This is a genomic window from Exiguobacterium sp. AT1b, assembly GCF_000023045.1.
Lineage (GTDB): Bacteria > Bacillota > Bacilli > Exiguobacteriales > Exiguobacteriaceae > Exiguobacterium.
In genome coordinates this window covers 1,351,720-1,378,173 of sequence record NC_012673.1, presented here as the reverse complement: position 1 = coordinate 1,378,173, position 26,454 = coordinate 1,351,720, and the positions used below count along the sequence as shown (strand labels likewise).

The 26,454-nt window shown below is 49.3% G+C and carries 26 protein-coding genes; 17 read left to right on the top strand and 9 right to left on the bottom strand.

The window, feature by feature from the left end; all coding sequences use genetic code 11:
• The first annotated feature begins 180 nt into the window (after window positions 1–180).
• Window positions 181–1,194, top strand: a complete 1,014-nt coding sequence (locus EAT1B_RS06980; RefSeq protein WP_012727451.1) for a fatty acid desaturase — start codon at window positions 181–183, stop codon at window positions 1,192–1,194.
• A gap of 35 nt (window positions 1,195–1,229) precedes the next feature.
• Here EAT1B_RS06980 and EAT1B_RS06975 read toward each other — a convergent pair whose 3' ends face one another.
• Complete coding sequence (locus tag EAT1B_RS06975; RefSeq protein ID WP_012727450.1) at window positions 1,230–2,060, bottom strand: lipoate--protein ligase family protein; 831 nt, start codon at window positions 2,058–2,060, stop codon at window positions 1,230–1,232.
• Between the two features lie 17 nt (window positions 2,061–2,077).
• Window positions 2,078–3,013 carry a lipoyl synthase gene (gene lipA, locus EAT1B_RS06970; RefSeq protein ID WP_324292278.1) on the bottom strand — a complete coding sequence of 312 codons (936 nt, stop codon included), beginning with the start codon at window positions 3,011–3,013 and terminating at the stop codon, window positions 2,078–2,080.
• Window positions 3,014–3,301: 288 nt separating this feature from the next.
• On the opposite strand from lipA, the gene EAT1B_RS06965 reads away from it, so the two are divergent.
• Entirely contained in the window at window positions 3,302–5,251 is a 1,950-nt protein-coding gene (locus tag EAT1B_RS06965; RefSeq protein WP_012727448.1) for a glycoside hydrolase family 3 protein, read from the top strand.
• A 41-nt stretch (window positions 5,252–5,292) separates the two neighbouring features.
• On the opposite strand, the gene EAT1B_RS06960 is transcribed toward EAT1B_RS06965, so the two are convergent.
• Both EAT1B_RS06960 and EAT1B_RS06955 read right to left on the bottom strand, forming a co-directional pair.
• Window positions 5,293–6,138: a DegV family protein gene (locus tag EAT1B_RS06960; protein WP_012727447.1), complete on the bottom strand. Its 846-nt coding sequence runs from the start codon at window positions 6,136–6,138 to the stop codon at window positions 5,293–5,295.
• Between the two features lie 8 nt (window positions 6,139–6,146).
• Window positions 6,147–6,989 (bottom strand): biotin/lipoate A/B protein ligase family protein, encoded by an 843-nt coding sequence (locus EAT1B_RS06955; RefSeq protein ID WP_012727446.1) that lies wholly within the window; start codon window positions 6,987–6,989, stop codon window positions 6,147–6,149.
• Between the two features lie 107 nt (window positions 6,990–7,096).
• On the opposite strand from EAT1B_RS06955, the gene EAT1B_RS06950 reads away from it, so the two are divergent.
• Complete coding sequence (locus EAT1B_RS06950) at window positions 7,097–8,392, top strand: HD domain-containing protein (RefSeq protein WP_012727445.1); 1,296 nt, start codon at window positions 7,097–7,099, stop codon at window positions 8,390–8,392.
• A gap of 22 nt (window positions 8,393–8,414) precedes the next feature.
• Window positions 8,415–10,001 carry a Na/Pi cotransporter family protein gene (locus EAT1B_RS06945; RefSeq protein ID WP_012727444.1) on the top strand — a complete coding sequence of 529 codons (1,587 nt, stop codon included), beginning with the start codon at window positions 8,415–8,417 and terminating at the stop codon, window positions 9,999–10,001.
• A 39-nt stretch (window positions 10,002–10,040) separates the two neighbouring features.
• Here the strand turns inward: EAT1B_RS06945 and EAT1B_RS06940 are convergent, their stop codons facing one another.
• Window positions 10,041–10,229 carry a 2-hydroxymuconate tautomerase gene (locus tag EAT1B_RS06940; RefSeq protein ID WP_012727443.1) on the bottom strand — a complete coding sequence of 63 codons (189 nt, stop codon included), beginning with the start codon at window positions 10,227–10,229 and terminating at the stop codon, window positions 10,041–10,043.
• A 148-nt stretch (window positions 10,230–10,377) separates the two neighbouring features.
• Here EAT1B_RS06940 and EAT1B_RS06935 point away from each other — a divergent pair, with 148 nt between their 5' ends.
• From EAT1B_RS06935 to EAT1B_RS06895, 9 genes are all read left to right on the top strand, one after another.
• Window positions 10,378–11,232 carry a neutral zinc metallopeptidase gene (locus EAT1B_RS06935; protein WP_012727442.1) on the top strand — a complete coding sequence of 285 codons (855 nt, stop codon included), beginning with the start codon at window positions 10,378–10,380 and terminating at the stop codon, window positions 11,230–11,232.
• A gap of 94 nt (window positions 11,233–11,326) precedes the next feature.
• On the top strand, window positions 11,327–12,175 hold the full coding sequence (locus EAT1B_RS06930) for a MurR/RpiR family transcriptional regulator (RefSeq protein WP_041918103.1): 849 nt from the start codon (window positions 11,327–11,329) through the stop codon (window positions 12,173–12,175).
• Window positions 12,172–12,639: a GNAT family N-acetyltransferase gene (locus EAT1B_RS06925; RefSeq protein ID WP_012727440.1), complete on the top strand. Its 468-nt coding sequence runs from the start codon at window positions 12,172–12,174 to the stop codon at window positions 12,637–12,639. Before EAT1B_RS06930 ends, EAT1B_RS06925 begins: the two co-directional genes overlap by 4 nt.
• A 101-nt stretch (window positions 12,640–12,740) precedes the next feature.
• Window positions 12,741–13,634 (top strand): N-acetylmuramic acid 6-phosphate etherase, encoded by an 894-nt coding sequence (gene murQ, locus EAT1B_RS06920; protein ID WP_041917951.1) that lies wholly within the window; start codon window positions 12,741–12,743, stop codon window positions 13,632–13,634.
• A gap of 13 nt (window positions 13,635–13,647) precedes the next feature.
• Window positions 13,648–15,021 carry a PTS transporter subunit EIIC gene (locus EAT1B_RS06915; protein WP_012727438.1) on the top strand — a complete coding sequence of 458 codons (1,374 nt, stop codon included), beginning with the start codon at window positions 13,648–13,650 and terminating at the stop codon, window positions 15,019–15,021.
• A gap of 60 nt (window positions 15,022–15,081) precedes the next feature.
• Window positions 15,082–16,131: a DUF871 domain-containing protein gene (locus EAT1B_RS06910; RefSeq protein ID WP_012727437.1), complete on the top strand. Its 1,050-nt coding sequence runs from the start codon at window positions 15,082–15,084 to the stop codon at window positions 16,129–16,131.
• 55 nt (window positions 16,132–16,186) lie between these two features.
• Entirely contained in the window at window positions 16,187–16,690 is a 504-nt protein-coding gene (locus EAT1B_RS06905) for a YwhD family protein (RefSeq protein WP_012727436.1), read from the top strand.
• Window positions 16,691–16,846: 156 nt separating this feature from the next.
• Window positions 16,847–18,124, top strand: a complete 1,278-nt coding sequence (locus EAT1B_RS06900; protein WP_012727435.1) for a dicarboxylate/amino acid:cation symporter — start codon at window positions 16,847–16,849, stop codon at window positions 18,122–18,124.
• Window positions 18,125–18,181: 57 nt separating this feature from the next.
• Complete coding sequence (locus EAT1B_RS06895) at window positions 18,182–18,721, top strand: TVP38/TMEM64 family protein (protein ID WP_012727434.1); 540 nt, start codon at window positions 18,182–18,184, stop codon at window positions 18,719–18,721.
• Here EAT1B_RS06895 and cls read toward each other — a convergent pair.
• The 4 genes from cls to EAT1B_RS06875 form a co-directional block, all read right to left on the bottom strand.
• The gene (gene cls / locus EAT1B_RS06890) at window positions 18,697–20,226 is read right to left on the bottom strand and encodes a cardiolipin synthase (RefSeq protein WP_148209472.1); all 1,530 of its coding nucleotides are present in this window, start codon (window positions 20,224–20,226) and stop codon (window positions 18,697–18,699) included. The two genes, EAT1B_RS06895 and cls, sit on opposite strands and share 25 nt — an antisense overlap.
• 48 nt (window positions 20,227–20,274) lie before the next feature.
• Window positions 20,275–20,625, bottom strand: coding sequence for a hypothetical protein (locus EAT1B_RS06885; RefSeq protein WP_012727432.1), 351 nt, complete (start codon window positions 20,623–20,625; stop codon window positions 20,275–20,277).
• A gap of 65 nt (window positions 20,626–20,690) precedes the next feature.
• The gene (locus EAT1B_RS06880; protein WP_012727431.1) at window positions 20,691–21,875 is read right to left on the bottom strand and encodes a chloride channel protein; all 1,185 of its coding nucleotides are present in this window, start codon (window positions 21,873–21,875) and stop codon (window positions 20,691–20,693) included.
• A 180-nt stretch (window positions 21,876–22,055) separates the two neighbouring features.
• Window positions 22,056–22,994 carry an EAL domain-containing protein gene (locus EAT1B_RS06875; RefSeq protein WP_012727430.1) on the bottom strand — a complete coding sequence of 313 codons (939 nt, stop codon included), beginning with the start codon at window positions 22,992–22,994 and terminating at the stop codon, window positions 22,056–22,058.
• 201 nt (window positions 22,995–23,195) lie between these two features.
• Here EAT1B_RS06875 and speE point away from each other — a divergent pair, with 201 nt between their 5' ends.
• The 4 genes from speE (at window position 23,196) to EAT1B_RS06855 (ending at window position 26,448) form a co-directional block, all read left to right on the top strand.
• Complete coding sequence (gene speE, locus EAT1B_RS06870) at window positions 23,196–24,035, top strand: polyamine aminopropyltransferase (RefSeq protein ID WP_012727429.1); 840 nt, start codon at window positions 23,196–23,198, stop codon at window positions 24,033–24,035.
• Window positions 24,032–24,913 (top strand): agmatinase, encoded by an 882-nt coding sequence (speB, locus tag EAT1B_RS06865; protein WP_012727428.1) that lies wholly within the window; start codon window positions 24,032–24,034, stop codon window positions 24,911–24,913. Before speE ends, speB begins: the two co-directional genes overlap by 4 nt.
• Window positions 24,914–25,273, top strand: coding sequence for a DUF2294 domain-containing protein (locus EAT1B_RS06860; protein WP_012727427.1), 360 nt, complete (start codon window positions 24,914–24,916; stop codon window positions 25,271–25,273). It abuts the gene before it with no gap.
• Between the two features lie 218 nt (window positions 25,274–25,491).
• Window positions 25,492–26,448: a sodium-dependent bicarbonate transport family permease gene (locus EAT1B_RS06855; protein WP_012727426.1), complete on the top strand. Its 957-nt coding sequence runs from the start codon at window positions 25,492–25,494 to the stop codon at window positions 26,446–26,448.
• The last annotated feature ends 6 nt before the right edge of the window (window positions 26,449–26,454 follow it).

The following is a 26,454-nucleotide window of genomic DNA, read 5'->3' as shown; positions in this document are numbered from 1 at the left end:
AACAAGAGACAAGTCTTTTTTCTGAATTTTCACCACATAAGTTTTATACGTGATATAATGACCTAGTGTTAATTCTTGATAGGGAATGCTTCCGATCCATGAATTCACATTGAACAACGTTGGTTGTTGGTTTTATCTATATTTTTGCGTTGTGACGCTGTTGAATTCAAGGAGGTTGTTATGAGTAAAGAAAAGATTGCCCAATTAAGAAAGCACGTCTCGCCGTTTGAAAAGTCCGATATTCGGATCAGTGTACGGCAGATGATCAATACGATTTTACCGTTTCTCGTATCGTGGTTTTTAGCGTACCAACTACTGAGTGTCTCGATTTTCCTGACATTGCCGTTCACGTTGATTGCAGCAGGATTTGTCGTGCGGATGTTCATCATCTTCCATGACTGCACACACGGTTCATTCTTTAAAAATAAGAAGGCGAACGCGATTGTCGGAACCATTACAGGGGTCTTGACGTTATTTCCATACGAGAAGTGGAAACGAGAGCATGCGATTCATCATGCATCGAGTGGGAATTTGGATAAACGGGGTGTCGGCGACATCTGGGTCATGACGATTGAGGAGTACATAGAAGCGTCAAAATGGACTCGTCTAAAGTATCGCCTGTATCGTCATCCGCTCGTCATGTTCGGTCTCGGACCGCTCTGGCTCATTCTCGTCACGAGTCGTTTCAATCGAAAGGACGCCCGGAAAAAAGAGCGACACAACACGTATCTCATCAATATCTCTCTCGTCGTCCTATATAGCGCGCTCATCTATCTGATTGGTTGGCAAGCGTTCTTGATCGTTCAAGGCACGACGATGTTCATCGCCGGTGTGCTTGGAATCTGGTTGTTCTATGTCCAGCATACGTTTGAAGATTCATACTTCGAGGATGAGCAGGAGTGGGATTATGTGAAGGCGGCCATTGAAGGAAGCTCGTATTATGAGTTGCCGAAAGTGCTTCAATGGGTGACGGGGAATATCGGATTCCACCACGTGCACCATTTGAGTCCACGCGTGCCGAACTATCATCTAGAGAAAGCACATACGTCGACACCGCCGTTACAACGGGCAACGACAATCGGACTATTTTCAAGTTTGAAATCGTTACGTTACAAATTGTATGATGCGAACAACAAAACATTCGTCACGTTCCGAGAAGTGCGCCATCTCTTGCGCCGAACGAACGCAGCTTAAAAAAAGATTGTCCCTGGTCAAAAGGGACAATCTTTTTAGCGTTTCCAGACCCATTCATCACTCTCATACTTCTTGACGAGCAAATCGATTTCAGCTTGCTGTTCTTTCGTGAAGACAAGCGGTTCGAACGTTAACGAGAACGCGTCCTTGAAGCCGGTCTCGAATGCGGCCGCTACTTCGTCAAAGGAGACGAAACGCTTTAGCGTGTCGTTCAAGGCGACGGCTTTTTCGCTGAAGCGGGTTTTTGCTTCTTGTTTCTCCGTCTCATCCATCGCGAAACAGTCGAACAACACCTCATCGTCGACAGAGAGGGGAATCGAACCGTGTTGAAGCACGGCCCCTTGATGGCGCACTTGTGCACTACCCGCGATCTTCTTCCCGTCGACAGCAAGCTCATAGTACGATGCGGCGTCGAAGCAGACGGCCGATTTTGGTTTGCGGAGCGCTTCGCGGTCCTCTTCCGTCAATGGCACCGAAAATTCGGCGGGGACGCCGAGTTCGCGATATCCGCGACGAACGCCTTCCGTGAGTAGGCGATAGCTCTCGATGATATTCGTCGGGAGGGCAGGGGTCGATTCGGGCAAGATGACGCTATATGTCAACTCATCCGCATGCAACACGGCACGTCCCCCGGTCAAGCGACGAACGACCGGAATATTGTTCGCTTCGAGGGCGTCCCGGTCCAAGTCACGCGTCGCTCGCTGGAAACGTCCGACGCTGATTGCATGAGGTGCCCATGAATAAAAACGAAGCGTCGGTTTGAGCTCTCCCTTCGCGACCCAATTGGCGATGGCTTCATCAATCGCCATATTTTCGGCCGGGGAAGTCGATTCAGTTCTAAGTAAATGCCACGTCGTACCAGTCATAATCTCTCTTCTTTCTGTTAGTCGATTGGCAACATCGTGTGGCGACGCGCCTTGTGTACTTGCTCATCCGCATGGTATGACGAACGGACGAGTGGACCAGCCTCACAATGTGAGAATCCTTTTGATAGAGCGATCTCTTTCAACTCGGCGAACTCGTCTGGATGGTAGTAACGTTCCACCTCAAGGTGTTTCTTCGTCGGCTGCAAGTATTGACCGAGCGTTAAGATGTCGACGTTGTGCGCGCGGAGGTCATCCATCGCTTCAATCAATTCCTCTTTCGTCTCCCCAAGCCCAACCATGATCGATGACTTCGTCGGGATATCCGGGTTCAATTCTTTCGAACGCTTCAAGAACTCGAGCGTGCGGTCATATGTTGCTTTCGCACGGACTCTCGGTGTGAGGCGACGGACTGTCTCTAAGTTATGGTTCATGATGTCAGGACCCGCATCGATCAACGTCTGCAAGGCAGAGAAGTCACCCATCATGTCTGACGGGAGCACCTCAATCGATGTCTCCGGGTTCATGGCGCGAACCGCGCGAACCGTTTCTGCGAAGACAGTAGCCCCGTAATCGTTCAAGTCGTCACGCGCGACAGCCGTGATGACGACGTGTTTCAAGTTCATAAGTCGAACCGATTCGGCGACACGCTTTGGCTCTTCCCAATCGAGCTCGTTCGGTTTCCCAGTCGTGACGGCACAAAAACGGCAAGCACGTGTACAGATACTTCCAAGAATCATGAAGGTCGCGGTCCGACGTACCGCCCAACATTCATGAATGTTCGGACATTTCGCTTCCTCACATACCGTATGTAAATTTTTCTCGCGCATCATTTTCTTTAGGCCGGTATACGTATCATTCGTGTTTAATTTAATCTTTAACCATTCCGGCTTACGTTTCAGTTCCCCTCTTGCCACAATAATTTCCCCCTTTTTGAAAGTTAACCTGTATCGAATTGAGTTTACCAAAAAACGAATCAAAAACGAACCACAGAAATTATTGGTTTTGCCAATACAGTTCACTGTGTATCAAAACAGAAACATTGTTTCAAAATGGTTACGCTTTCACTTGAACAATTGTTTCTAAAAAGTGGAGTTGCTATACTGTTGTTGACCACCTGAATAAGGACCAAATGTAACTGATGCGATCAGGCATGGGGTGAACGAGCGTTGATGAGGCAACGCTTCTTCCTCCATGCCTTTTCGTTTGGGGGTCAGCCAAATTTGACTAAGGGGAGTGGGAACATGAACAAGGCACTGAATTGGACGGCAACACTCGGATTGACGACGGCATTGCTCGTCTCGTCGGTTCCAGCAGCAGACGCGGTCGTGGCGGAAGGGACGCCGACGATGTCGATTGACCAGCGCGTCAACACGAAGCTAGAGTCGATGACGCTCGAACAAAAAATCGGGCAGATGATCATGCCGGACTTCCGATTATGGAACGGGGCGAACCATACATCTCTTGCACCGGAAGTGGCGCGTGTCATCGATCGTTTCGATCTCGGTGGAGTGATATTGTTTGCGGAGAACGTGAAGGAGACGGAACAGACGACGAAACTCGTTCATGATTTGCAAGAAGTCGTGAAACAAGATGCCAGCAATGATATCCCGTTATTTGTCACGATCGACCAAGAGGGTGGGATTGTGACACGCCTTGGGACGGGAACGAATCTACCGGGGAATATGGCGCTCGGGGCCACACGTAACCGTCAATATGCCTATGATGCAGGGGAAATCATCGGTTCTGAATTGCACGCACTCGGGGTAAACGTGAACTTCGGACCAGTGTTAGACGTCAACAACAATCCAGGGAATCCGGTCATCGGCGTCCGTTCGTTTTCGAGCGATCCTGAACTAGTCGGTGAACTTGGTTCCGCGATGACACAAGGGATTCAAGATCAAGGTGTTGCCGCAACGGCGAAACATTTCCCAGGTCATGGGGATACGGCCGTCGACTCGCACTACGGGTTGCCGATTGTCGATAAATCACTCGACGAGTTACGCGGACTCGAGTTGTTACCGTTCAAACGCGCCATCACGGAAGGGATTGACATGATCATGACGGCGCATATCGGGATGCCACAAATCGAGGACGAGGTCGTCGAATCGGAACGCGGCACGTTCCCGCTCCCGGCGACGCTTTCGGACGATGTCATCACGGGAGTGCTTCGTGAGGAACTCGGATATGAAGGAATCGTGGTGACCGACGCACTCAACATGCAAGCCATCGCAGACAACTTTACGGAAGCAGAAGCGGTCATCAAAACGTTTGAAGCAGGGGTAGACATCGCACTCATGCCAACGATTTTACGCTCAGAGGCGGATGTGATCAAACTCGAGGCAATCTTTGAGGAAGTCATTGCGGCAGTGAAGGATGGACGTTTATCGGAGGCGACCATCGATGAATCAGTAGAACGTATTTTAAAACTGAAAGCAGAGCGTGGCATTTGGGGAGAAACGATGGACTCCACGACGCTCGAGACAAAGCTCGCAGGAGCGAACGCAGTCGTAGGTAGTGCGGAGCATAAAGCGAAGGAACGTGAAATCGCGGAAGCGGCTGTCACGCTCGTGAAGAACGAGAAGAAGACACTCCCATTTAAACCGAAAAAAGGGGACACAGTGCTCGTCTTGTCGCCAGCGAAAGACCAAACGGATAGCATGGTGAAAACGATCAAGTCACTAGAAAAGAATGCAGGGAATATGAAAGACGTGAACGTCATCACGGCCAATTATTCAGCATCGACCCCACATCTAGAACAAAATCCGGCACTACGGCAACAAGTCGAAGCGGCTGACTATATCATCGTCGGTTCGAACGTGAACAACAGCGCCAAACTGAAGCCGACGTCAGCTGATCATTACGTGCCGGCGGAGGTGTTCCGTTACGCAAACGAGACAGGGAAACAATCGGTTTTACTCAGTTTGCGCAACCCATACGACATTGCCGTTCAACCGGATGCCCCCGCACATCTCTTAATCTATGGATTCAAAGGCGATCCGAACGGTCCAGATTCGGAGGCGGGCAACTTGAAGTCGGCTGGTCCGAACTTACCGGCAGGCATTCGTGCCATCTTCGGTGAAGTGAAGCCACAAGGGAAGTTGCCGGTAGATGTACCGAAATTTGTGGACGGTGTATTCCAAGACGAAAATTACGCGCAGTTCGGTGATGGATTTAAAAACTGGAATCGCTAAACGAAAATGAGCTCGCCCGAAAATCGGGAGAGCTCATTTTTTCATGCCTCGAAATAGGCGATGACGAGTAGACCGGGACCGGTGTGGGCACCGATGGCAGACCCGACCAGTGTCTTCGTGATGTGCTCCGGTTCGAGATGTTCGCGGACCATCTTCTCGAACTGTTCGGCTTTTTCTAGGTCGTCACCATGACCGATGAAGAGGTCTCCGTTCTCGACGATCGACTTCGATTCGACTGTCCATTCGACCATCCGGCGCATGACCTTTTTATGACCGCGTACCTTTTCAATCGGGACGAGCTTGCCGTCCTCAACCGTCAATAACGGTAAAATCGTCAACAAGTCTCCGATGAAAGCACTCGCCTTCGAGACACGTCCGCCCCGCATCAAATATTCGAGCGATTCGACCGTGAACAAGTGGCGGACTTTGCCGACGAGCGAAGTGGCATACTCGACCGTTTCTTCATACGTATGGTCTTGGCTATACGCTGCGACCGTTTTGACGAACAATGCCTGTCCGACAGAGGCGGTCCGTGTATCGAGAACCGTGAATGTACTGTCTGGGTATTCCTCTTTCAACATTTCGCCGACCATTACAGCGGTTTGGTATGTACCGGAGAGTTCTCCGGAGAAAGCAAGATATAAGAACGGGATTTCAGCCTCGAGATGCTGACGGAAACAGTGTTCGATTCGTGACGCCTCGATTTGGAACGTCTTTGGCGTCTTACCCTGACGCATCGCATCGTATACTTCTTTCGGTTGAATCGTTTCGCCGTCTAAAAATTCTTCGTTGTCGATGATGACACCGAGCGGTAAAATCTCAAGACCGTATTCGATGATTTGATCGTGTGTCAAATCGGCTCCGGTGTCTGTGATCAGTTTAAACATTGGATGAATCACTCCTCTGTTAATTGTTGTTCAATGTCGCGTAACGGCTCATTCCGTTTCCACATGCGTTCGAGCTGACTTGCAAACATCGTTTGCTCGTCTGCCGTTAATGTCGCGTTTTGGAGCAAACTGACAGTGGAAAGAACGCGGTAGGCCCGAGTGAGGACGTCTTGTACGGTAAGTGGGATCCCAAGCAAGTCTTCAAGTGAAGCCATCGTTTCCGGTACAATGGTTGGGTACGTGAACTTTGTCTCTTCCCCTTGGATGGCAAGGTCGTAAAAGTCACGGATGATTTCAGCACGTGCGCTTCCGCTCTGTCTTACGCTCAAGTAAATTTGAACGGCGACACCGCCACGGACGCGTCGTTGCGAAATCCCAGCGAACTTTTTGCCGTCGATCGACAAGTCGAAACTTCCAGGACAGTATGAGCCGACGACTTCACCTGGGACGATGTCATTCGTGACGTCTTGGAACATGTGTTGGATGAGCGAGGTCATAGCCTCATAGCCGCTGTCGATTTGAATCCCGTCCTTCTCTGGTAAAATTAAAGAAAGGTTGAGGACGTCATCGTCTAGCACGACGGCTAATCCGCCTGAGTTTCGGACGACGGGACGGAATCCCTGTTCATGCAGGTAGCGAATTCCCTCTTTCAAATGAGGCAGCCGAGCATCCTGGATTCCGAGTACAATCGTATCGGTGTGCACCCATGCCCGCAAGACGGCACCTCGTTCTTGCGTTGACGCACATAACGTATCATCGGTCGCGAACGATTGTTCCGCTTGAAACATCGTGCCAAGACTCGACTGATCGATGATGCGATAGCTCGGTTGTTGTAACAATGGATGGATCATATACATTAATTCCTTTTCACAAAAAATTTTCCTCCTCATTATAGCATGGAGGGAACGATTCGTTTGAAGTCGAATCTAGAACATAACGAAACGTAGGAGGGCATGTCATGTACTCGTCTCGAGGACAACTATCCGGATCGAAAGTATTCAAGGATCCGGTACATCGATATATTTATGTTTACGATCACCTCATTTGGGAGCTGATCAATACGAAAGAGTTTCAGCGTTTGCGTCGCATCAAACAACTTGGAACGTCATTTTTGACGTTTCATGGCGCGGAGCACACGCGATTCCATCACTCGCTCGGCGTATATGAAATCGCACGCCAGTTAATCGATCAGTTCCAAAAGTACCCAGAATGGGACGACCGCGACCGTGAATTACTGTTGGCAGCAGCGCTTTTGCACGATGTCGGACACGGTCCATTCTCGCACGCGTTCGAACACGTCTTTTCCGTTCGTCATGAAGTATGGACGGAGCGCATCATTTTAGGGGAAACCGAAGTAAATAGGGTTTTATCTGAGATGGGGGTCGGGTTTGCGGAAGAAGTGGCCTCGATCATCAATAAGACGCATCCGAATCGCTTGATCGTCAATATGCTCAGCTCACAGCTTGATGTCGACCGGATGGACTATTTGTTACGCGACGCTCACTTTGCGGGTGTCAGTTATGGAAAGTTTGATTTAGAACGCATGTTGCGCGTCTTGCGTCCAGATGAAGACCAAGTCGTGGTCAAGCAGTCTGGGATGCATACGATTGAAGACTATATTATGCGTCGCTATCAAATGTATTGGCAAGTGTACCTTCATCCGGCGACACGGTCGAGTGATCTTCTCTTGAAAGCGATTCTTGAGCGGGCACAGGAACTCTATGAGAGTGGATATGAGTTTAACATGACGCCGAAACACTTCTTGCCGATTTTTGAACGCGCCGGTATGTCACTCGAACAATATTTGAAATTGGATGAGACGGTCGTCTATTTCTATTTCCAAGAATGGATGGAAGAAGACGATGCCATTTTGGCAGATTTGGCGAGCCGATTCGTGAATCGCCGATTATTAAAATATAAGAACTTCCCGGAAGCGAATCGTGTCCGTTATATGGAGCGCTTGCGACAGACGATGGAGACGATCGGGCTTCCACCGACATACTATTTGCTTGAAGATCAATTGAGTCAATTGCCATACGATTTATATAAAGGGCAAGGCAAATACGAGGGGATTTATCTACAAATGAATGACGGGGAGCGAAAAGAGATTTCAGAGGTCTCGATGCTCGTTCAATCCATTTTGAACTCGAGGCAGTCGGACGAGAAAATTTATTATCCGGAAGATGTGTTATTGAATTTAAAAGATTATGCGAATGAAAAATCGTGGATTTTATCGACATTGAAGGACGATTAAACACGCGAAGGGGCGTGACACGATGGAGATTGCGACACTGATTGGTGGAATCGGAATTTTTTTACTCGGGATGACGTTACTGACAGATACGCTCAAAAAATGGGCGGGAACACGATTGCGTCATCGGTTGAATCAATTCACCGACGGCTCTTTGTCAGGGGCGACTCTCGGCGCAATGCTGACGACCCTGTTTCAATCTTCCTCGGTGACGACACTGATGACGATTGGGTTTGTGAGCGCGGGGCTCCTGACATTCACGCAATCGTTACCTCTTGTCATTGGAGCCAATGTAGGAAGTGCGACGACGGGATGGATCATTGCCATCCTCGGCTATAACTTAGACGTGCGCCAGTTGTTTCTGCCGCTCATTGGAATCGGGATGGCGTTTCGTCTCTCTCGTCCACGCCTTCGCCGTGTGGGACTGTTGCTCGTGAGTATCGGTTTGATTTTTGTTGGGATTGGGACACTTCAAGAAGCGATGCGGGATGTCGTCACGTTCTCGTTTGGCTCGGCCGGTGAGATGACCGTTCTGCATCAGGCACTTCTGATTGGAATCGGATTTATGATGACCGCTGTCCTTCAGTCATCGACGATTGGACTCGTGTTAACGATGACGGCTCTCGCGACGGCGGCGATTTCACTCCCGCAAGCCGCTTATTTGGTGCTCGGTCAGAGTGCGGGGACGAGCCTCGTCGTGGCACTCGGTTCAATCGGAGGATGGAAGTCAGCCCGACGCATTGTATTGGGGCATGCCATCTACCACGTGTCGATTGTCCTCATCGGATGGTTGACGTTCCCCGTTCTCTTCGAGGTCGTCAATCGAGTAGCCGATTGGTTCAACTGGAACGACTTATTACGTCTCGCCTTATTCCATACGACATTCCATCTACTAGGTGTGATCTTATTCCTACCATTTTATCAAACATTCGCACGTCGATTACTGAAGTGGATTCCGAGTCGCTCCGAAAAATTGACACGTCTGCTCGATAAAAACATGTCACAACTCCCGACCGTTGCTCTTGAAGCGGCACGACGTTCCTTACTTGAAATCGAACGTTATTTAGGGAACGAGACCGAGTTGCTCGTCCGTGAGGGACGTCTTCGTGAAGATGAATTGACGCTCGTCGACAAGACGTTGAGCGATGTCCGTGTCTTTTTGAGCACGATACGTCTTGAAGATGAAGGAAAGCAAAATGATTATGGGCAACATCTATCCCTTTTGCATACGATCGATCATCTGGAGCGCTGGTTATATGTCTTGCGAGAAGTCGAACCGGTCCACGCCCTTCGGGACACCGACTTTTTAGCGGCACGAGAACTCGTGTTGCATGAGCTTGACCTTGTGAATCAACTGAATCATCATACGCCACCAGAGGATTCGAAGCTGTGGAAACAGGCCTCAAAACAACTAGCGGAGTATCGGAAAGCACATCGTTCGGAGATGTTAGAAGAGACGGCAGCGAACCAATTGGAGATGGACCAGACGATACAAAAAGTACAAGTATTGCTCTGGCTCGACCGTATCGGCTACCACATCTGGCGAGCCACACGTCACTTGATTAAGCCGACCGTACCGAGTGAACGGTTCGACGTGAACCGAGAAGACTAGAACAAAAAACGGACTCCATATCAGGAGTCCGTTCGTCGCTTACTTCTTATCTGCGTGCATCACACCGGCTTGTCCGTAATGTGTCGCATCCATCTCTTCGATGAAGACGGTGATGTTTTCTTTTGGCGCATTCGTCGTTTCGGAGACGGCATCCGTCACCTTTTCGATTAACGCGCGTTTTTGTTCCACGGTACGGCCCGGGAGCATTTTTACAGTTACATAAGGCATGGGTCATTCCTCCTTTGCTGAAGTCTCTTTCATTGTAGAGAATCCCCTTCCTCTAGAAAAGAAAATTCTCATCTACAGAGAAACATGAGCTCACTTTTACCGAATTTGGGGTAATAAACAAGACAGAGCGAATGTAGGAGGAATCGGGATGAAGTGGAAAGGAAGACAACAGAGCCGGAACGTCGAGGATCGACGTGGGCGTAGCATCGGAGGAAAAGGGATTGCCGGGGTCGGGGGTGGTCTCGGATTGATTCTCGTCATCGTCTTTACATTATTGAATGGGGGAAGCCCGACCGATCTCGTCAACAACATCGGAATCGGGGAACCTCAATCGGAGGGGACGTATACGGGAACGGCTCGTGAAGAGGAGATGGCAGACTTCGTAGCGGTCGTCTTGAAGGATACGGAAGAAGTGTGGACAGACATCTTCGCTGAAAACGGGATGACCTATGAAGAGCCTACGCTCGTCCTATTTTCCGGACAGGTTGAATCCGCTTGTGGTATTGCCGGCTCCGCTGTGGGTCCTTTCTATTGTCCCGGCGACCAAAAACTATATATCGATTTGAGTTTTTATGATGAATTGAGTCAACGTTTCAATGCACCAGGGGATTTCGCGATGGCTTATGTTGTCGCCCATGAGGTCGGGCATCATGTCCAAACGCTTCTCGGGACGACAGAAGAAATCATGCCGCTTCGGAACGAGATGAGCGAGACCGAATTCAATCGCTATCTCGTCCGCTTCGAGTTGCAGGCGGACTACTATGCAGGCGTATGGGCCCATCACGCGCAAGGGTTAGGGTATCTTGAAGCGGGAGACGTGGAAGAAGCGATGAATGCCGCGCATCAGATTGGCGATGACACGCTGCAACGTCAGGCGCGTGGATATGTGACGCCAGACTCGTTCACGCATGGGACGTCGGAACAACGCATGCGGTGGTTCGAGAGAGGGTTTGAGAACGGATCGATTCAAGGAGGCGACACGTTCAATACGAACAACTTATAGATCGGGCGTACGCTCGATCTTTTTAGGTGATTGGAATATGGGGAAGGAATCCGCTATCATAAAAGAACAACAGTTGCAGGAAGGGGATGACCAAATGGAATCCTTACTTACGAAAATTGATTTAGCGAAAGAGGATATGACAGCGGTCGAAAAGAAGATCGCCGACTATATTTTGTCCCATTCAACGCTCATTCCAAACATGACGACGAAAGAGCTTGCCCAAAAGACGGATGTGTCCGAGGCGAGTATCGTTCGTTTCGCACGAGTCGTCGGGATTGATAGTTTTAAAGCGTTCAAGCTCGCGCTCGTGAAAGACTTGGCTGTCACGGAGACGACGCTGACGGACTTTAACGTCCTCCAGCAAAAAGACACGCCGTATGACTCGTTCCAAAAAGTCATCCATGTGAACAAGGCGGCAATCGAGGCGTGCGCCGAAGCGATGGATAAACGAGAACTTGAACATGCAGTGGACTTGTTCGCTCGTGCGAGCCGCGTCATCTTTTACGGGGTCGGTGGGTCTTCGACGGCGGCAATCGATGCGCAATATAAGTTCACGAAACTGGGATATGCGGCCACTACCTCTCCCGATTTTCATTATATGTTGTCGCTGATTCCGCATTTAGGGAAGTCTGATGTATTCGTCGCAATCAGCACGTCCGGTCGAACGAAAGATGTGCTCGAGCTCGTCCGATTTGCGAAAAAGAAACGTGTTCCGGTCATCGCCATCACCAACCTCGACAAATCACCGCTTTACCGGGAAGCGGACGTTCGACTCTGTACGCCGAACGTCGAGAGTGACTTCCGAATCGCCAGTATCGCCTCACGGATGACACAATTGACGATTATCGATACGTTATATATGGGACTCCTCCACCGGAAGGGAGAAGGCTTGATTGATCGGTACGCAGAAGCTCGAGATGAGATGGTGAAACTACGCCGATGATTCGACCTTATACGGCTGAAGATCGTCAAGAATTGCAACGCTTTTTGATGAATCAACGCACATTCGCAAGATTGAATGAACAGACAGTCGAGATGTTTCGTGACGAGAACGTGACGGATTTTGAAGAAGAAGGTACCATTAGCCTGATTTTTCGTGAAGAAGAGCAAATCGTGGCAATCGCCGACCTCTTGAAAAAACATCCGATCGATGGCTCGCTTTGGCTTGGTTTGTTCGTTGTCGAGGAATCTCTCCATGGAACAGGCCTGGCGCAGACGCTGTATGAACAGTTGGAAGACCAATATATGCGCCCGTATCAAACGGAGTTTCGGTTAGGCGTGCTTCCTCACAATGAGAGAGCCCGCCGATTTTGGGAGCGGAACGGATACGTGTATGAAAAGGATTCGGTCACGAATAAAGGGACACGTGTGCACGTCTTGAAGAAACGACTCATTCGTCCAGAGTGAGTTTTTCTTTGAATCCTCTTTGAAATTAAATTTCATAAAAATTAAATTATAAATTGACTTTTAATTTCAATATAGTACGATGAAATCATAGAGAAGAAAGGATGGTGGCGATGCTAGATAAATTGGCTACAGAAAGACGGAATGAACAAACGATGCACCTGGACGAGATGTCGATTGAGGAACGATTGACGATTATGAATGCAGAGGATCATAAAGTTCCTCAAGTGATTCAAGAGCAACTTCCGGTCATCACACAAGTCGTGGAGCGAGTCATCGCATCCTTTCGTAAAGGCGGTCGCTTGATTTATATCGGTGCAGGTACGAGCGGACGTTTAGGAATTCTAGACGCAGCGGAGTGTGTGCCAACGTTTGGCGTGTCACCTAATCAAGTCATCGGACTGATTGCCGGCGGCGAACGCGCGCTCATTCAAGCCGTTGAGGGAGCAGAAGACAGTAAGGAATTGGCAGTCACAGATTTGAAAGCGCTTCATTTGACGGCAGAGGATACGGTCGTGGGGATTGCAGCGAGCGGTCGAACACCATATGTGGTCGGAGGTCTCGATTATGCACGGGAACTCGGTGCCACAACAGCTTCGATTTCATGTAATCGCGATGCGGTCATCAGTCGACATGCGGATTACCCGATTGAAGTGGAAACGGGACCGGAAGTACTGACCGGTTCAACGAGATTGAAGGCGGGAACAGCACAGAAACTTGTCCTCAACATGATTTCGACGACGTCGATGATTGGAGTAGGGAAAGTGTATCAAAACTTGATGGTTGATGTGCAACCGACGAATGAAAAGCTAGAAGTGCGTGCCAAGCGGATGATTGCAGAAGCGACAGGGGTCGACATGGAAATGGCCGCGCGTTATTTTGCTTCATCCAAGGGGCACGTCAAAACGGCGATCGTCATGATTTTAGCGGACGTCTCTTATGAGGAGGCTGTCAAACGATTAGAGCGCGCGAACGGATTCGTACGCGAGGCGCTATAAGGGGGAAATCGAGATGAAGAAAGAAGAGGTTTTAGCACGGGATATCCTCGCACATGTCGGGGGGAAAGAGAACATCCGTCAACTCGCGCATTGTATGACACGTGTTCGACTGACGCTGAAGGATGGGACGAAGGCAGAGATTGACGCATTGAAAAAGTTCGACGGGGTCATGGGTGTCATCAATGATGAGACGCTGCAAATCGTCGTCGGTCCAGGTACTGTGAATCGGGTCGCGGATTATATGAGTCATGAGACAGGGCTCGCAATCGGGGAAGAGTCAGTTGATGCGAACCTGACGTTAGAGGAGCGTGCGGCGATTGAACGCCAGAAGGTGAAAGAAAAACAAAAGTCACCGTTCAAACGATTCCTTCGCCGCCTCGGGAATATCTTCATTCCGCTCATTCCGGGACTTGTCGCATCGGGGATCATTAACGGGGCAGCGAACTTTGCCGTCAACGCCGGCGTCGACCGGACGGAAACGTGGATGCAGATTCTACTCGTGCTCGGTAGCACGGTCTTCGCGTACTTAGCCATCCTTGTGGGTTGGAACACGGCAAAAGAGTTTGGAGGAACGCCGGTACTCGGGGCGATTGCCGGGGGGATCCTGTTCAACCCGCTCCTTGCGGACATCGTCATTTATGGGGAGCCGCTCGTCGTCGGGCGTGGTGGATTATTCGGTGTTATTTTTGCCGGTTGGCTCATGACGTATATCGAGAAGCACATTCGTCGCTTCATGCCGGTATCTATTGATATTATTTTCACACCACTCTTTACAGTCTTGATTGTTGGATTTACTGCTTTATATGCGATCATGCCGGTAGCTGGCGTATTGTCAGACGGTATCATGCGAGGAATCAATGCGACGCTTGAATTCGGGGGACCTGTCGCAGGGGCACTCTTGGCCGGATTCTTCTTACCGCTTGTCATGGTCGGATTGCATCACGGTTTGACGCCAATCCATTTGGAACTGTTGAACACGGTCGGAACGACGGCTCTTCTCCCAATCTTGGCGATGGCCGGGGCGGGTCAAGTCGGTGCAGCGCTTGCCATCTTTGTGAAGACGCGCAACCCACGCCTTCGCAATATTATCAAAGGGGCCATTCCGGTAGGTTTCCTTGGAATCGGGGAGCCGCTCCTATACGGGGTCACGCTTCCGCTCGGACGTCCATTCTTAACGGCATGTCTCGGGGCCGCGGTCGGTGGTGCCTTCCAAGCGACAATGAAGACAGCGGCGCTCGGGGTTGGTGTTTCCGGTCTATCGCTCACACCATTGATTGATAATGGCATGTATTTGACGTACATTGCCGGACTATTGATTTCATATACGGCAGGCTTCCTGTTCACTTATTTCTTCGGTTTCAAAGAAGAGATGGCGGACGGAATTTGACAAACAAAGATGGCTCGAGTCGAGTCATCTTTTTCTCTACTTTCGGAAAGGTGGATTCACATGAGAGGAATTTCGGTTTACTTAAGTGAGGAACTGACGTCTGCGTCCATTGATTGGATCGAACGTATGCGAGAGAGCGGATTTACAAGCATCTTCACGTCGCTCCATATTCCGGAAGACGATTCGACGTTATATACAGGACGACTCGAGCAGTTAGGGACGTTGGCAAGGCGTCTAAAGATGGAACTCGTGGCAGATATCGCCCCATCGTCTCTACAGGCACTCGGTAAGACCTGGGACGATGCGCATACGCTGTTGGAGTGGGGCGTCACAGGGTTACGTGTTGACTATGGTGTCACACCGAAACAAGTGGCAGATTTGTCACGACATATGAAGGTCGCCCTCAATGCGAGTACGCTCACGGAAACGGAGCTTGAAGAGATGCATCGGTATGGATTACAACGAAAACGCGTAGAAGCGTGGCATAATTTTTATCCTCGTCCGGAAACGGGGCTGGACCGTACATGGTTTGATGAAAAAAATCTTTGGCTCCGGTCAAAAGGAATCAAGGTACAAGCATTCATCCCTGGAGATGAACGGTTACGCGGCCCCCTTCATGAGACATTACCGACACTCGAGATGCACCGCCACCAATCTCCGTTTGCGTGTTATATCGATTTACAAGCGACGGTCGATCGAATCTTGATTGGGGATCCTTGTATATCCAATCAGACGATGCGACAGTTTCGGGAGTACGACGAGGGCGTCATCGTTCTTCGAGCGACTATACGAAATCATGATGATTCGCTTATAACCAGTCACACGAATCGGATGGACCCAGCCCGGGACGTCATCCGTTCGGTAGAATCGAGAGCGTATGGACGACCTGGGGACCATTTGATTCAACCGCGAGATACAGAAGAACGAGTGCTCGGCAGTATCACGATCGACAATGAACGTTACGGTCGTTATGCAGGGGAACTGCAAATAACGAAGCGGGATTTGCCGGCAGATGAGCGCGTCAATGTCATCGGAAGGATTATTGAAGAAGATCGTTCATTAATCCAACAGATCGGTCCAGGGGGACGCTTTCAAATCGAATGGGTGTGACTCAGGATTGCCACCATCCTATGTCATTGTGTACAGTAGAGAGGGAGGGTGGAACATGAAAGACATTAATTTTAATATTATTTCAGACGATGCGACGGACGGACACGGTGGTTTTGGTGTCGGTTCGCTTAGTTTAAATAACATGTCTCCGGTCATCATCGATGTCGAAGAAGGCGTTGCAACAATCGATATGGGAGCGATGCACGCCAAGTCTGCCATCGAGAAACGGATTAAGTTTTTGACGGACCCGGAAGCGGTACCGAACGGGAAACCGTATTGGATCGTGTGGGTGACGGTCGGTCGAAAACCGGAAGGCTTTTATTATGGCGGTGTCGCGGCATGTGACATGTTAGTTGACGTGGAAGCGAGACGGGGTTATAAATTATTACCGTATCACGTTAATCAAATGGATAAATCGTTAAAGGGTCGGATTTTAATCGACATGATGGACGCTCCGTCCCGCGACGTTTTAGCGAACTTCTTACAAGAACATCGCCCTGAGATTTGGGCAAACTCGACTGAACTTCATGCAGAGCTCGAGCGTTTAGACGCTGAGTAAAAAGATTGGACGAATTTTCGTCTCCAATCTTTTTTGTTTCAAGTTTTTGGGAATTTCAAGAGATTTTGTAACTGAAGAGATATTCAGTTGTAATTGTATGAAAATTCAGTATTATGATATACTGACTACATTGTGAAAAAAAGAAAGGGTGATACGATGAGCGAAACGAAAAAAATCTTAATCGGTCTCGCGCTAGGTGTTGTTGTTGGTCTCGGATTGGCGGGCTTGCCGGATAATGTTTATGAGATTGTGAATCCGTATATTTTATCTCCGGTCGGAACGATTTTTTTGAATTTAATTAAAATGTTAGTCGTACCGATTGTCTTCTTCTCAATTATTTTAGGCGTCATGGGTCTCGGGGACCCGAAAGAACTAGGTCGAGTCGGGTCGAAGTCGATTCTGTTCTTCTTAGCGACGACAGCGCTCGCAATCATGTTAGCGATGGGTGTTGCATCCGTCTTACAGCCAGGGGAGCGTGGGGACTTCCAAACGACAGGTCTTGAATTTGAATCGACAGCGACCGAGGAATCGTCTAATATCGTACAGACATTCGTCAATATGATTCCAACGAATCCGATTACGGCGCTCGCTGAAGGAAACATGCTTCAAATCATCGTCTTTGCGGCATTGATTGGGTTTGCGCTGATTGCACTCGGGGACAAGGCGAAGACGTGGCGTCAATTCGTCAAACAAGGCGATCGCATCATGATGTACTTGATTCATCTTGTGATGAAGCTCGCTCCATACGGCGCATTCGCATTGATTGCTTCGGCAATCGGAGGCATCGGTCTCGACGCGGTTGTCGCTATGGCATGGTATATGATTGCCGTTGTCTTGACGTTATTCTTACATGCAACGATTGTCTACGGGGCAGCGGTTTACTTCATCGGGAAGATGAGCCCAGTGTTCTTCTTCAAGAACTTCTATGAGGCGATGACGTTCGCGTTCTCGACCTCTTCGTCAAACGCGACGCTTCCAGTATCGATGGAAGTCGCACAGAAAAAACTCGGTGTGCCGCGTTCGATTTCGTCGTTCGTACAGCCACTCGGAGCAACGGTCAACATGGACGGAACGGCAATCATGCAAGGGGTTGCGACGATTTTCATCGCGCAAGTGTTTGCAGCTGATCTAACGATGACTGAGTTGTTGACAGTCGTCATCACGGCGGTCCTCGCTTCGATCGGTACAGCGGGTGTACCGGGAGTCGGACTTGTCATGCTTGCGCTCGTCCTTCAGTCAGTCAACTTACCGGTAGAGGGAATCGCCCTCATTATCGGGGTCGACCGTATTCTCGATATGCTTCACACATCTGTCAACATCACGGGGGATGCGGCATGTGCGGTTGTCGTTTCGAAATTGGAAGAAAAACATCTACCACCAGTCGACGAAGACTCGTGGGATGAAGCAGGTGCGACTTCTTCATCATCGCTATGATATAGTGAAGGACCATGACGACATGTCATGGTCCTTATTTTGTGAAGAGAAAGAGTGATGATTATGGAATGGGAACTGCTCCCGCTCCCTTTATTTTTGATTATCAGTATTTTATTGAATAGTGTGATTGCGGTCGCCGGTGTCCTCCCGAGTGCTTTTCTAACAGCCATCAATGTGAGTGTCCTCGGTCTCGTGCCGGGTATCCTCGTATCGATTGTCGGAGAGGCAGTTGGCGCTATCGTGAGTTTCATCCTTTATCGGAAGGCGTTACACCGTTATGTTTCCCCAAATGGAAGTCGATTTCAACGGCTTCGGGAGTCCGAAGGAGCTGAGGCTTGGTTTCTCGTCCTCGGGATGCGTCTTATGCCATTCGTTCCTTCTGGTCTCGTCACGTTATCAGCGGCGTTCAGTCGCATGACGCTCGCCTCGTTCGCTGTCGCAAGTACAATCGGAAAGATTCCTGCCTTGGTCATGGAAGGACTGGCGGTGACGGCAGCGATGCAGTTGACGATTGGATGGCAGCTGTTTTTAGTTGGCGTCGTCGCCATGACGTATCTTGTGTGGCGAATGCGTCAAAGAAGTGGCGAGAAAATGTGACAAAACGCTTCGACGAAACGTTTGCCGGTCGTCTTTTTCCGCAGCATGGTCCAATCGATTAAAATGGATTCATCAAAGTCCTTTAGAAATGCCTCGTGCAGTTCTTGAATGGATGTAGTATCGAATTGGGCAATCATCATCTCGTGGTTGAGAAACATACTACGAAAGTCGAAGTTGGCTGATCCGACGAGGGCAACTTTACCATCAATCAGGAGCGTTTTCGCATGGATGAAATGGCGGTTGTATTTATAAATTTTGATATTGCGCTTCAACAGTTGTTCAAAATAATACTCGGTCGCATGAAAGCTGAACCATTCGTCTCCTTTGCCCGGTACGACGATTCGGACATCGATGCCGCTACGACCTGCGACTTCGAGAATCGCCAACAATTCAGGTGGAGGGACGAGGTATGGGGTGGTGAGCCAAATTGATTCTTTGGCATCCGTCAACAGACGCATGAGTCCATCGCGAATCGTGACGTCTTTACCAGGTGATGTGACAAGTAGTTGTGTCGCTCCGTTTTGCCCTTTTGGTTCATTGACAAAGTACTGAGAGAGGTGCTTTTCATCTGCGAACAGATCCCACGTCTCATCACTCGTCCCTTGTCCTGCGTATAGCCAGTTCTCGACAAAGAGCTGCTGTAATTCTCGGACGAGCGGACCTTCGAGACGGAGGTGGGTGTCACGCCAGAAACCGAGTTTATCATTCTTCCCAAGATATTCATCCCCGACGTTCAACCCGCCTGTTAACGCGATTCGCCCATCCACGACAATCAGTTTTTGATGGTTGCGGAAGTTGGCGTTAAACACGAGGTATGGATGTAAGACAGGGTCAAACGCCTGAACGTGGACACGGGACTCCCGTAACGGTTGGATGAACTCTTCCCCGATTTCTTGACTGCCAAGCCCGTCATACAGAAAGCGGACAATGACATTTTCATTCGATTTTTGGATAAGGGCGTCTCTAATTTTTAACGAAATGTCATCCGTCCGAAAGAGATAGTATTGGATGTGGATGTGATCGGTTGCAGAGTTGATGGCGTCTAACAATGCATCGAATTTTTCTTCCCCGTTGACGAGCAGTTTAGTCGAGGTATGAGCGTCCGCACCCGTGGCCCCTAGTTTTTCGAGTGTCCGTGTCAACGGAAAAGAGGACACGACGTCAGGTGAGGTCTCGATTTTCTCACTTTCGATTGCTTGCCGTAGCATCCGAATCTCTGATGACGTCCGTTTGAAGCGTCGATGACGGCGGGGAGTGCGTCCGAACATGACCCATGCCAAGACGCCGATGAACGGAATAAAGAAGACGGTCAGTAACCAGGCGAGCTTTCCTTGAGGTTGTACTTGGTCAAATAAAATCTGCCATCCGACGACGAGCGGTGCGACGATGGCAATCCCGATTAGTACGGGTATGAGGACATCAAGCCAAAACAAAAGACCGATAAGCAAGATGACACTGATGACCATGATGATCAGTTGAATCACGCGACGTTTCAAGCGAAACACCACCTTTCCAGTAACGATGAAAACGAGGGGAGATGCCCCCTCGTTTTTCTAGTACACGCTGTTCAAGACAGCGTTGATTTCGTCCGCATAACGAACGAAGAAGTACACATTCACTGCGAGAGAGAACAAGACGAGGAAGAGACCAAACTGTGCTTTGACCCGATTCCGATTCCAATAGTAGAAGACGGACAAAAGCACTGCCAGTCCCACGAATAGAGCGATGACTTCAACGATTCCCCAGACGATATCCTTGGATAAAAACATGTCGACGATTGTCATGATGACATAGATGAAGACGACAATCCCCATAATTAAGACTAAAATAGCTAAAATGATGCTAATCCAATCCGAGCTAACTGCGTCAATTAGGTTTTCAATGGCCATTTCATATTCGCTCACAACCGTTCCTCCTTTCGAGAGAGTGCATAACTATTCATCTCTTACCCTTTTTTTCATATCTAAAATCAAGGTTTCGTTGGCGCGTGAATGAACGAAGGGAGCGGAATTTTTGAAACGATCGCAACGACTGCGAATACATAGAGCCAACTATTCGGCGGGAAAAAGAGAACGAGTAATACGATGATGGCCAGCGGTTGTCGCATCGCCGTCGCGAGTAAGGCGCTCGTCGTCAAGACGACGGAAAACGTCATATCGATGTCAAACAGTAAACTGAAAAAGTAACCGAGCGTGAATGAAGAAAAAAGAAGAGGATAGATGTGCCCGCCACGCCAACCGGTCGCTAAACAGAATGCGGTAAAGAGCAGTTTCAGTACACTAAACAAAAGAAGGGTGTAGAGCGGAATCAGACGCCACTCGTCGATATACTCAAGGATGGTTTCTTCTCCGGAGAAGAGAAGGTCCGGGTACAAGAGCGCCATCCCACCGATTCCGACTCCACCGAGCGTGGTTAGCAACAAGATGGGGACGTTCGAAAAGAGTTGCATCATGGCATGCTCACTGATTAAGTAAAGCCAGCCGAGAAGAATGCCGCTCAGGACGATCAAGATGACGGTCCAATTGAGTTGAATCGTTTCCATCTCCGGAAATTTGATAATGAATGGTGGACGCTCGTCCAGTTGGTTCAATAAATAAAACGTTCCAATCCCAGCGAGTGTCGCCAGCAGATTTAGCATCGGTTGTTTCTTCTGCTCGTTCTCCTCAGCAGCAATCGCACCAAATAGTGGCGCGTTGAAGACAATCCCGAGCACGACGGCATGACCGACTTCTTGTAATTCACCTAACTCTTGACGAACATAGCGGATTCGCTCGGAGAACCATGTCGTGAGTCCGCCGACGATGCCGACGAGCGCGGCCTCAGGACCGAGGCTTGCACCTCCGATGAGAACGAGGAGGGCGGTCAATGTTGTGAATCCAATCAAGCGATAGTCGATACGACCGGTATCTTTTCGTTCTTCCATCACTTCTGGCATGAGACGAGGCATTTGCCCATACCGACGTTGCAACAGACCGATGCTTACACCAGCGATGACCGGTACGAGAAACAGATAAAACGGAATATCAAATTGCTCAGGTACCGTATGCCATACAACGTGAATCCCTTTATAAACGACGGACAAGAAAAGCCAACTTACTAAACCGATGATGATTCCTAGTACGATTGCATAGCCACTGACAATCCATGACTTCATCTACATATCCACCTCTTTCGCTCCCGTCAACCTTCTATAATATGCTATCTCCTGAACATCTCTGAATGAAACCTAAAAGTAGATGAAACCACAAGGGGAGGGCGACACAATTTCTGTGACTAAAAAAGAAAAGCACCGGATGTCGACGAGGTCGATTCCTGTGCTTTTGAACGTGATGACTTATGCGATTTCAATCTTGTATTGATTAGCAGGAGCCGGTTTTCCGAAGAAATATCCTTGCGCTAAATCGAATCCGAGCTCACGACAGACATCTGCCTCTTCCATACGTTCTACGCCTTCAGCAAGAAGAGTGATCCCCATCGAGTGGGTTAACGCACGCACTTGTCTTAGGAAAGCGCGTTTTTCAGCGTCTTCATCACAAAACGAGATATAGGAACGGTCAATTTTGACATAGTCCGGTTCGAGTCGCTTCAACATGTCGATGGTTGAGAAGCCTGCCCCGACATCGTCTAGCGCGACTTTCATCCCCCGCTTTTTATATGTTGAAAACACGTGTTGGAGATGGTCGACGTCATGTACCTTCTCCGTCTCTACGACCTCAAAGATAAAACGGTCCGGGCTGAGGTCATATCGGTCGATGATATCGAACGTGTGCTGGAGACAATAGTCCGGGTTGTAAATCGTCGAGGGTAAGAAGTTGATGAATGTCTTTTGGTGAGGGGCGACGGCTTCAAATGTCGCTTTGATTGCTTCCGCGCGGGCGCGTTGATCGAGCTTCGAATGAAGACCGAAACGATTTGCCGTCCGGAATAAATCATAGGGCGAGATGTTGGCGCCGCTACGGAGGAGTGCCTCGTACCCGAATGTTTCCGTAGAATCGAGGAAGATGATTGGCTGGAGGTGACTCTCGAACGTGCCATGCTGAATCTGTTCAATGATGTGCCGATTGGCAAGCTGATCCTTTAAAACTTCGACCTCAAGCGGCGGGGTCTGACCGTTCGATGCAGGATCGACACAGTATACCGTTCCCTCCGCCTGCAGAAGGAGCGTATCGAGTTCTTCAAATGATTTATAAGGGTATTCCTTGAATGTTGTGACGAGTGTCCCTTGAGCAATCAAAGGAATCGTTGTGTTACAAGAAGCGCAGGGTGACCACATACTATTCCACCTTTCGATACAGAATTGGTTCATTCAGTATATCGGTCGTATCTCACAAAAAACTCACATTCCGGAGACATTCATCAAAAAAATCGTGCAAAATGGGTACAGGTTTTGTATACTTCCTATCGTATGATTAAGAAGCGCCTCAAAACGCCACTCGCATACGAACAACTTTTTGAACAGAAAGGGGTTCTATCGATGGACCAAAAATTAAAATTATGGTTTACGGAGCACCAAACAGAAGATTACGGGATTACGTTCCGTGTAAACCACGTTTATGAGAGCGAACAAACGGAGTTTCAACGACTAGAGATGGTCGAAACGGACGAGTTCGGAACGATGTTGTTACTTGACGGGATGGTCATGACGACGGATAAGGACGAATTCGTCTATCACGAGATGGTCGCACACGTCCCACTCTTTACACACCCGAATCCGAAGCATGTGCTCGTAGTCGGTGGGGGAGACGGCGGTGTCATCCGTGAAATTATGAAACACCCATCAGTAGAAAAAGCGGTTCTCGTAGATATCGACGGGAAAGTTATTGAATATTCGAAGAAATACTTACCAAATATTGCGGGTGAGCTTGATAACCCGCGTGTTGAAGTCATCGTTGGTGACGGATTCATGCATATCGCGAAGTCAGAAAACGAGTACGACGTCATTATGGTCGACTCGACTGAACCGGTCGGACCAGCAGCCAACCTCTTCACAAAAGGGTTCTATGCAGGGATTTCAAAAGCGCTCAAAGAGGATGGAATCTTTGTGGCTCAAACGGATAACCCATGGTTCACACCAGAACTCATCCAAACGGTTCAACGTGACGTGAAGGAAATCTTCCCAATCACGAAATTGTACACAGCAAACGTACCGACGTACCCGAGCGGCATGTGGACGTTCACAATCGGTTCGAAGAAATACGATCCGGAACAAGTATCAGCGGAGCGTTTCCATGACATCGAAACGAAGTACTATACGCCGAAGCTTCACAATGCAGCGTTCGTTCTTCCGAAATTCGTGGAGGACTTAACAAAATGATTAAGCGTTTCGATGAAGCCTACTCAGGTAAAGTGTTTATCGCCAGCCTCCCAGAGGTGACAGAGGCGAAGACGGTTCTTTACGGGATGCCGATGGACTGGACAGTCAGCTTCCGTCCAGGTTCGCGTTTCGGTCCGAACCGGATTCGTGAAGTATCGATTGGACTCGAGGAATACAGCCCGTATTTAGACGGTGACTTGGCTGATGCCGCGGTGTACGATGCAGGCGATATCCCGCTTCCATTCGGGAACGCACCGAAGTCGCTCGATATGATCGAGGCGTTCGTCAAAGATGTCGTCAAAGCAGGTAAGTTCCCACTCGGCATGGGTGGCGAACACCTTGTCACATGGCCGATCATCAAAGCGATGCACGACGTGTACGGCAACGACTTTGTTATCCTCCACTTGGATGCGCACACGGACCTTCGAGATGAGTATGAAGGCGAGCCGCTCTCACACTCGACTCCGCTCAAAAAAGCGGCAAACTTGATCGGACCATCGAACTGCTATTCGTTCGGAATCCGTTCAGGGATGAAAGAAGAGTTTGAGTGGGCTCGTGAAGTCGGCTACAACATGCATCAATTTGAAGTGATCGAACCACTCAAGCGTGTCTTACCGACACTCGCTGGTAAAAAAGTATACGTCACCATCGACATCGACGTCCTCGACCCGTCAGCGGCACCAGGGACAGGGACGCAAGAAATCGGTGGCATCTCAACGAAAGAATTGCTCGAAGCGGTACATGCCATTGCAAACGCAGACCTCGACATCATCGGTGCAGACCTTGTCGAAGTGTCACCGGCATACGATCAGTCAGATATGACTGCCATCGCAGCAGCTAAGATTCTTCGTGAGATGATGATTGGATTCGTGAAGTAAATGCGGAAAAAGGGTCAGCTGGAAATGGAACTGAGCGCTCGGATTACCCAATGGGAAAAAGAATATTTGGGTCGCGGGTCATTGACGTGTAAGGCAGACCTGCTTCGAGACCTCGCCATCGTCACACTCCAAGGCGTGTTGACGCCGGCCGAGTATGACTTGGCTACTAAGTCGTCAGGTCGCGAGCAATTGAAGAAATATCGCAACAATCTCGTCGAATCAGGGCGGAGTCAACTCGAAACAATTGTCGAACAAGTACTCGGTCGTTCGATTATCTCGCTCCATACGGACATCAGTACGAAAACAGGGGAGCGTCTCATCGTGTTTCGTCTAGATGCCCCTTGGGATCAAACCGATTGACAATGAAACGCCACCTTCTTAAAATGAAAGGCAGAGACGTATATAGGAGCGACTGGACGAGTCATGATGAAGCGTGCTTTCGAAATCTTATGACGGAGCTACTGACCAATTCAATAAACCGACAGTTGTCGGCCTGACGGAGCGATCATTCGAGCCGTCGGCATACAGCGCACGCCTTCTTTAGGTGTGCGCTTTTTTGTCGCCAAGGAGGAAGATGTATGGAATTGTTTTTATTTTTATTGACGAGCGCCCCGGTACTACTGTTTGTGACGGGCGTTATCGCCGCGGTCGGAAAATCAAACTTAAAGATCCCGGATTCATTGAGTACGACGCTCAATATTTACTTACTGCTTGCTATCGGACTGAAGGGAGGTATGGGACTCGCCTCGGTATCTTTTGAAGACATCGCATTACCGCTGACCGTGACGCTGTTGATTGGGATTTTGCTACCGCTTCTCGCGTTCTATGTCGGAGGAATGTTCAAATTCTCATTCCCCGAGCGAATTGCCATGGCTGCGACGTTCGGATCGGTGTCACTCGTCACCTATGTGGCCGCGTCGACACAGCTCGAACGTCTCGGGATTGCATATGAACCGTTCATGACGACATTGGTCGTCGTCCTTGAAATCCCCGGTCTGATTGTGGCGTTGCTCCTATATAATCAGACACACGTGATGGGAATCACGGCTACGTCAGGGAAGGCGAACTCTCTATCTGTGCTACGGGAGAGTTTGTTCTCGAAAAGCATCCTCTTGATGTTTGCAGGTCTGATTGTTGGACTGGTGACACCAGACGCCACACCGCTCAAACCATTTTTCGTCGACTTGTTCCCAGGCGTGTTACTCCTTTTCTTATTAGGTCTAGGGGTAAAAGTCGGACAGCAATTGAAAACGGTCCCGTCATATGGACTGAAATTTATGATGATGGGGATGGTGTTTCCGTTAGTCGGGGCGCTTGTCGGCTTTATTGCAGCGGGAATCGCCAATTTATCTGACGGAGGAACGATTCTCTTGATGACACTCGCAGCGAGTGGATCGTATATCGCCGCTCCCGCCATGTTACAAGCCTCGGTCCCAGAAGCGAAACCATCATTTTATTTGACCCTTTCGCTAGCTGTCACGTTCCCGTTCAACCTGTTAGTTGGAATCCCGCTATACATTGCGATCGTCACATGAAAAAAG

Excerpts from the sequence above, each read along its gene's own strand:
- EAT1B_RS06965 (WP_012727448.1), top strand. The coding sequence starts at position 3,302 with ATGAACAAGGCACTGAATTGGACGGCAACACTCGGATTGACGACGGCA.
- EAT1B_RS06935 (WP_012727442.1), top strand. The coding sequence starts at position 10,378 with ATGAAGTGGAAAGGAAGACAACAGAGCCGGAACGTCGAGGATCGACGT.
- EAT1B_RS06955 (WP_012727446.1), bottom strand. The coding sequence starts at position 6,989 with ATGATCCATCCATTGTTACAACAACCGAGCTATCGCATCATCGATCAG.
- EAT1B_RS06895 (WP_012727434.1), top strand. The coding sequence starts at position 18,182 with ATGATTATGGAATGGGAACTGCTCCCGCTCCCTTTATTTTTGATTATC.
- EAT1B_RS06905 (WP_012727436.1), top strand. The coding sequence starts at position 16,187 with ATGAAAGACATTAATTTTAATATTATTTCAGACGATGCGACGGACGGA.
- EAT1B_RS06980 (WP_012727451.1), top strand. The coding sequence starts at position 181 with ATGAGTAAAGAAAAGATTGCCCAATTAAGAAAGCACGTCTCGCCGTTT.
- EAT1B_RS06975 (WP_012727450.1), bottom strand. The coding sequence starts at position 2,060 with ATGACTGGTACGACGTGGCATTTACTTAGAACTGAATCGACTTCCCCG.
- speB (WP_012727428.1), top strand. The coding sequence starts at position 24,032 with ATGATTAAGCGTTTCGATGAAGCCTACTCAGGTAAAGTGTTTATCGCC.
- EAT1B_RS06925 (WP_012727440.1), top strand. The coding sequence starts at position 12,172 with ATGATTCGACCTTATACGGCTGAAGATCGTCAAGAATTGCAACGCTTT.
- EAT1B_RS06930 (WP_041918103.1), top strand. The coding sequence starts at position 11,327 with ATGGAATCCTTACTTACGAAAATTGATTTAGCGAAAGAGGATATGACA.
- EAT1B_RS06875 (WP_012727430.1), bottom strand. The coding sequence starts at position 22,994 with ATGTGGTCACCCTGCGCTTCTTGTAACACAACGATTCCTTTGATTGCT.
- EAT1B_RS06880 (WP_012727431.1), bottom strand. The coding sequence starts at position 21,875 with ATGAAGTCATGGATTGTCAGTGGCTATGCAATCGTACTAGGAATCATC.
- murQ (WP_041917951.1), top strand. The coding sequence starts at position 12,741 with ATGGTGGCGATGCTAGATAAATTGGCTACAGAAAGACGGAATGAACAA.
- EAT1B_RS06900 (WP_012727435.1), top strand. The coding sequence starts at position 16,847 with ATGAGCGAAACGAAAAAAATCTTAATCGGTCTCGCGCTAGGTGTTGTT.
- EAT1B_RS06945 (WP_012727444.1), top strand. The coding sequence starts at position 8,415 with ATGGAGATTGCGACACTGATTGGTGGAATCGGAATTTTTTTACTCGGG.
- EAT1B_RS06910 (WP_012727437.1), top strand. The coding sequence starts at position 15,082 with ATGAGAGGAATTTCGGTTTACTTAAGTGAGGAACTGACGTCTGCGTCC.
- speE (WP_012727429.1), top strand. The coding sequence starts at position 23,196 with ATGGACCAAAAATTAAAATTATGGTTTACGGAGCACCAAACAGAAGAT.
- EAT1B_RS06860 (WP_012727427.1), top strand. The coding sequence starts at position 24,914 with ATGCGGAAAAAGGGTCAGCTGGAAATGGAACTGAGCGCTCGGATTACC.
- EAT1B_RS06915 (WP_012727438.1), top strand. The coding sequence starts at position 13,648 with ATGAAGAAAGAAGAGGTTTTAGCACGGGATATCCTCGCACATGTCGGG.
- EAT1B_RS06960 (WP_012727447.1), bottom strand. The coding sequence starts at position 6,138 with ATGTTTAAACTGATCACAGACACCGGAGCCGATTTGACACACGATCAA.
- EAT1B_RS06855 (WP_012727426.1), top strand. The coding sequence starts at position 25,492 with ATGGAATTGTTTTTATTTTTATTGACGAGCGCCCCGGTACTACTGTTT.
- EAT1B_RS06940 (WP_012727443.1), bottom strand. The coding sequence starts at position 10,229 with ATGCCTTATGTAACTGTAAAAATGCTCCCGGGCCGTACCGTGGAACAA.
- EAT1B_RS06950 (WP_012727445.1), top strand. The coding sequence starts at position 7,097 with ATGTACTCGTCTCGAGGACAACTATCCGGATCGAAAGTATTCAAGGAT.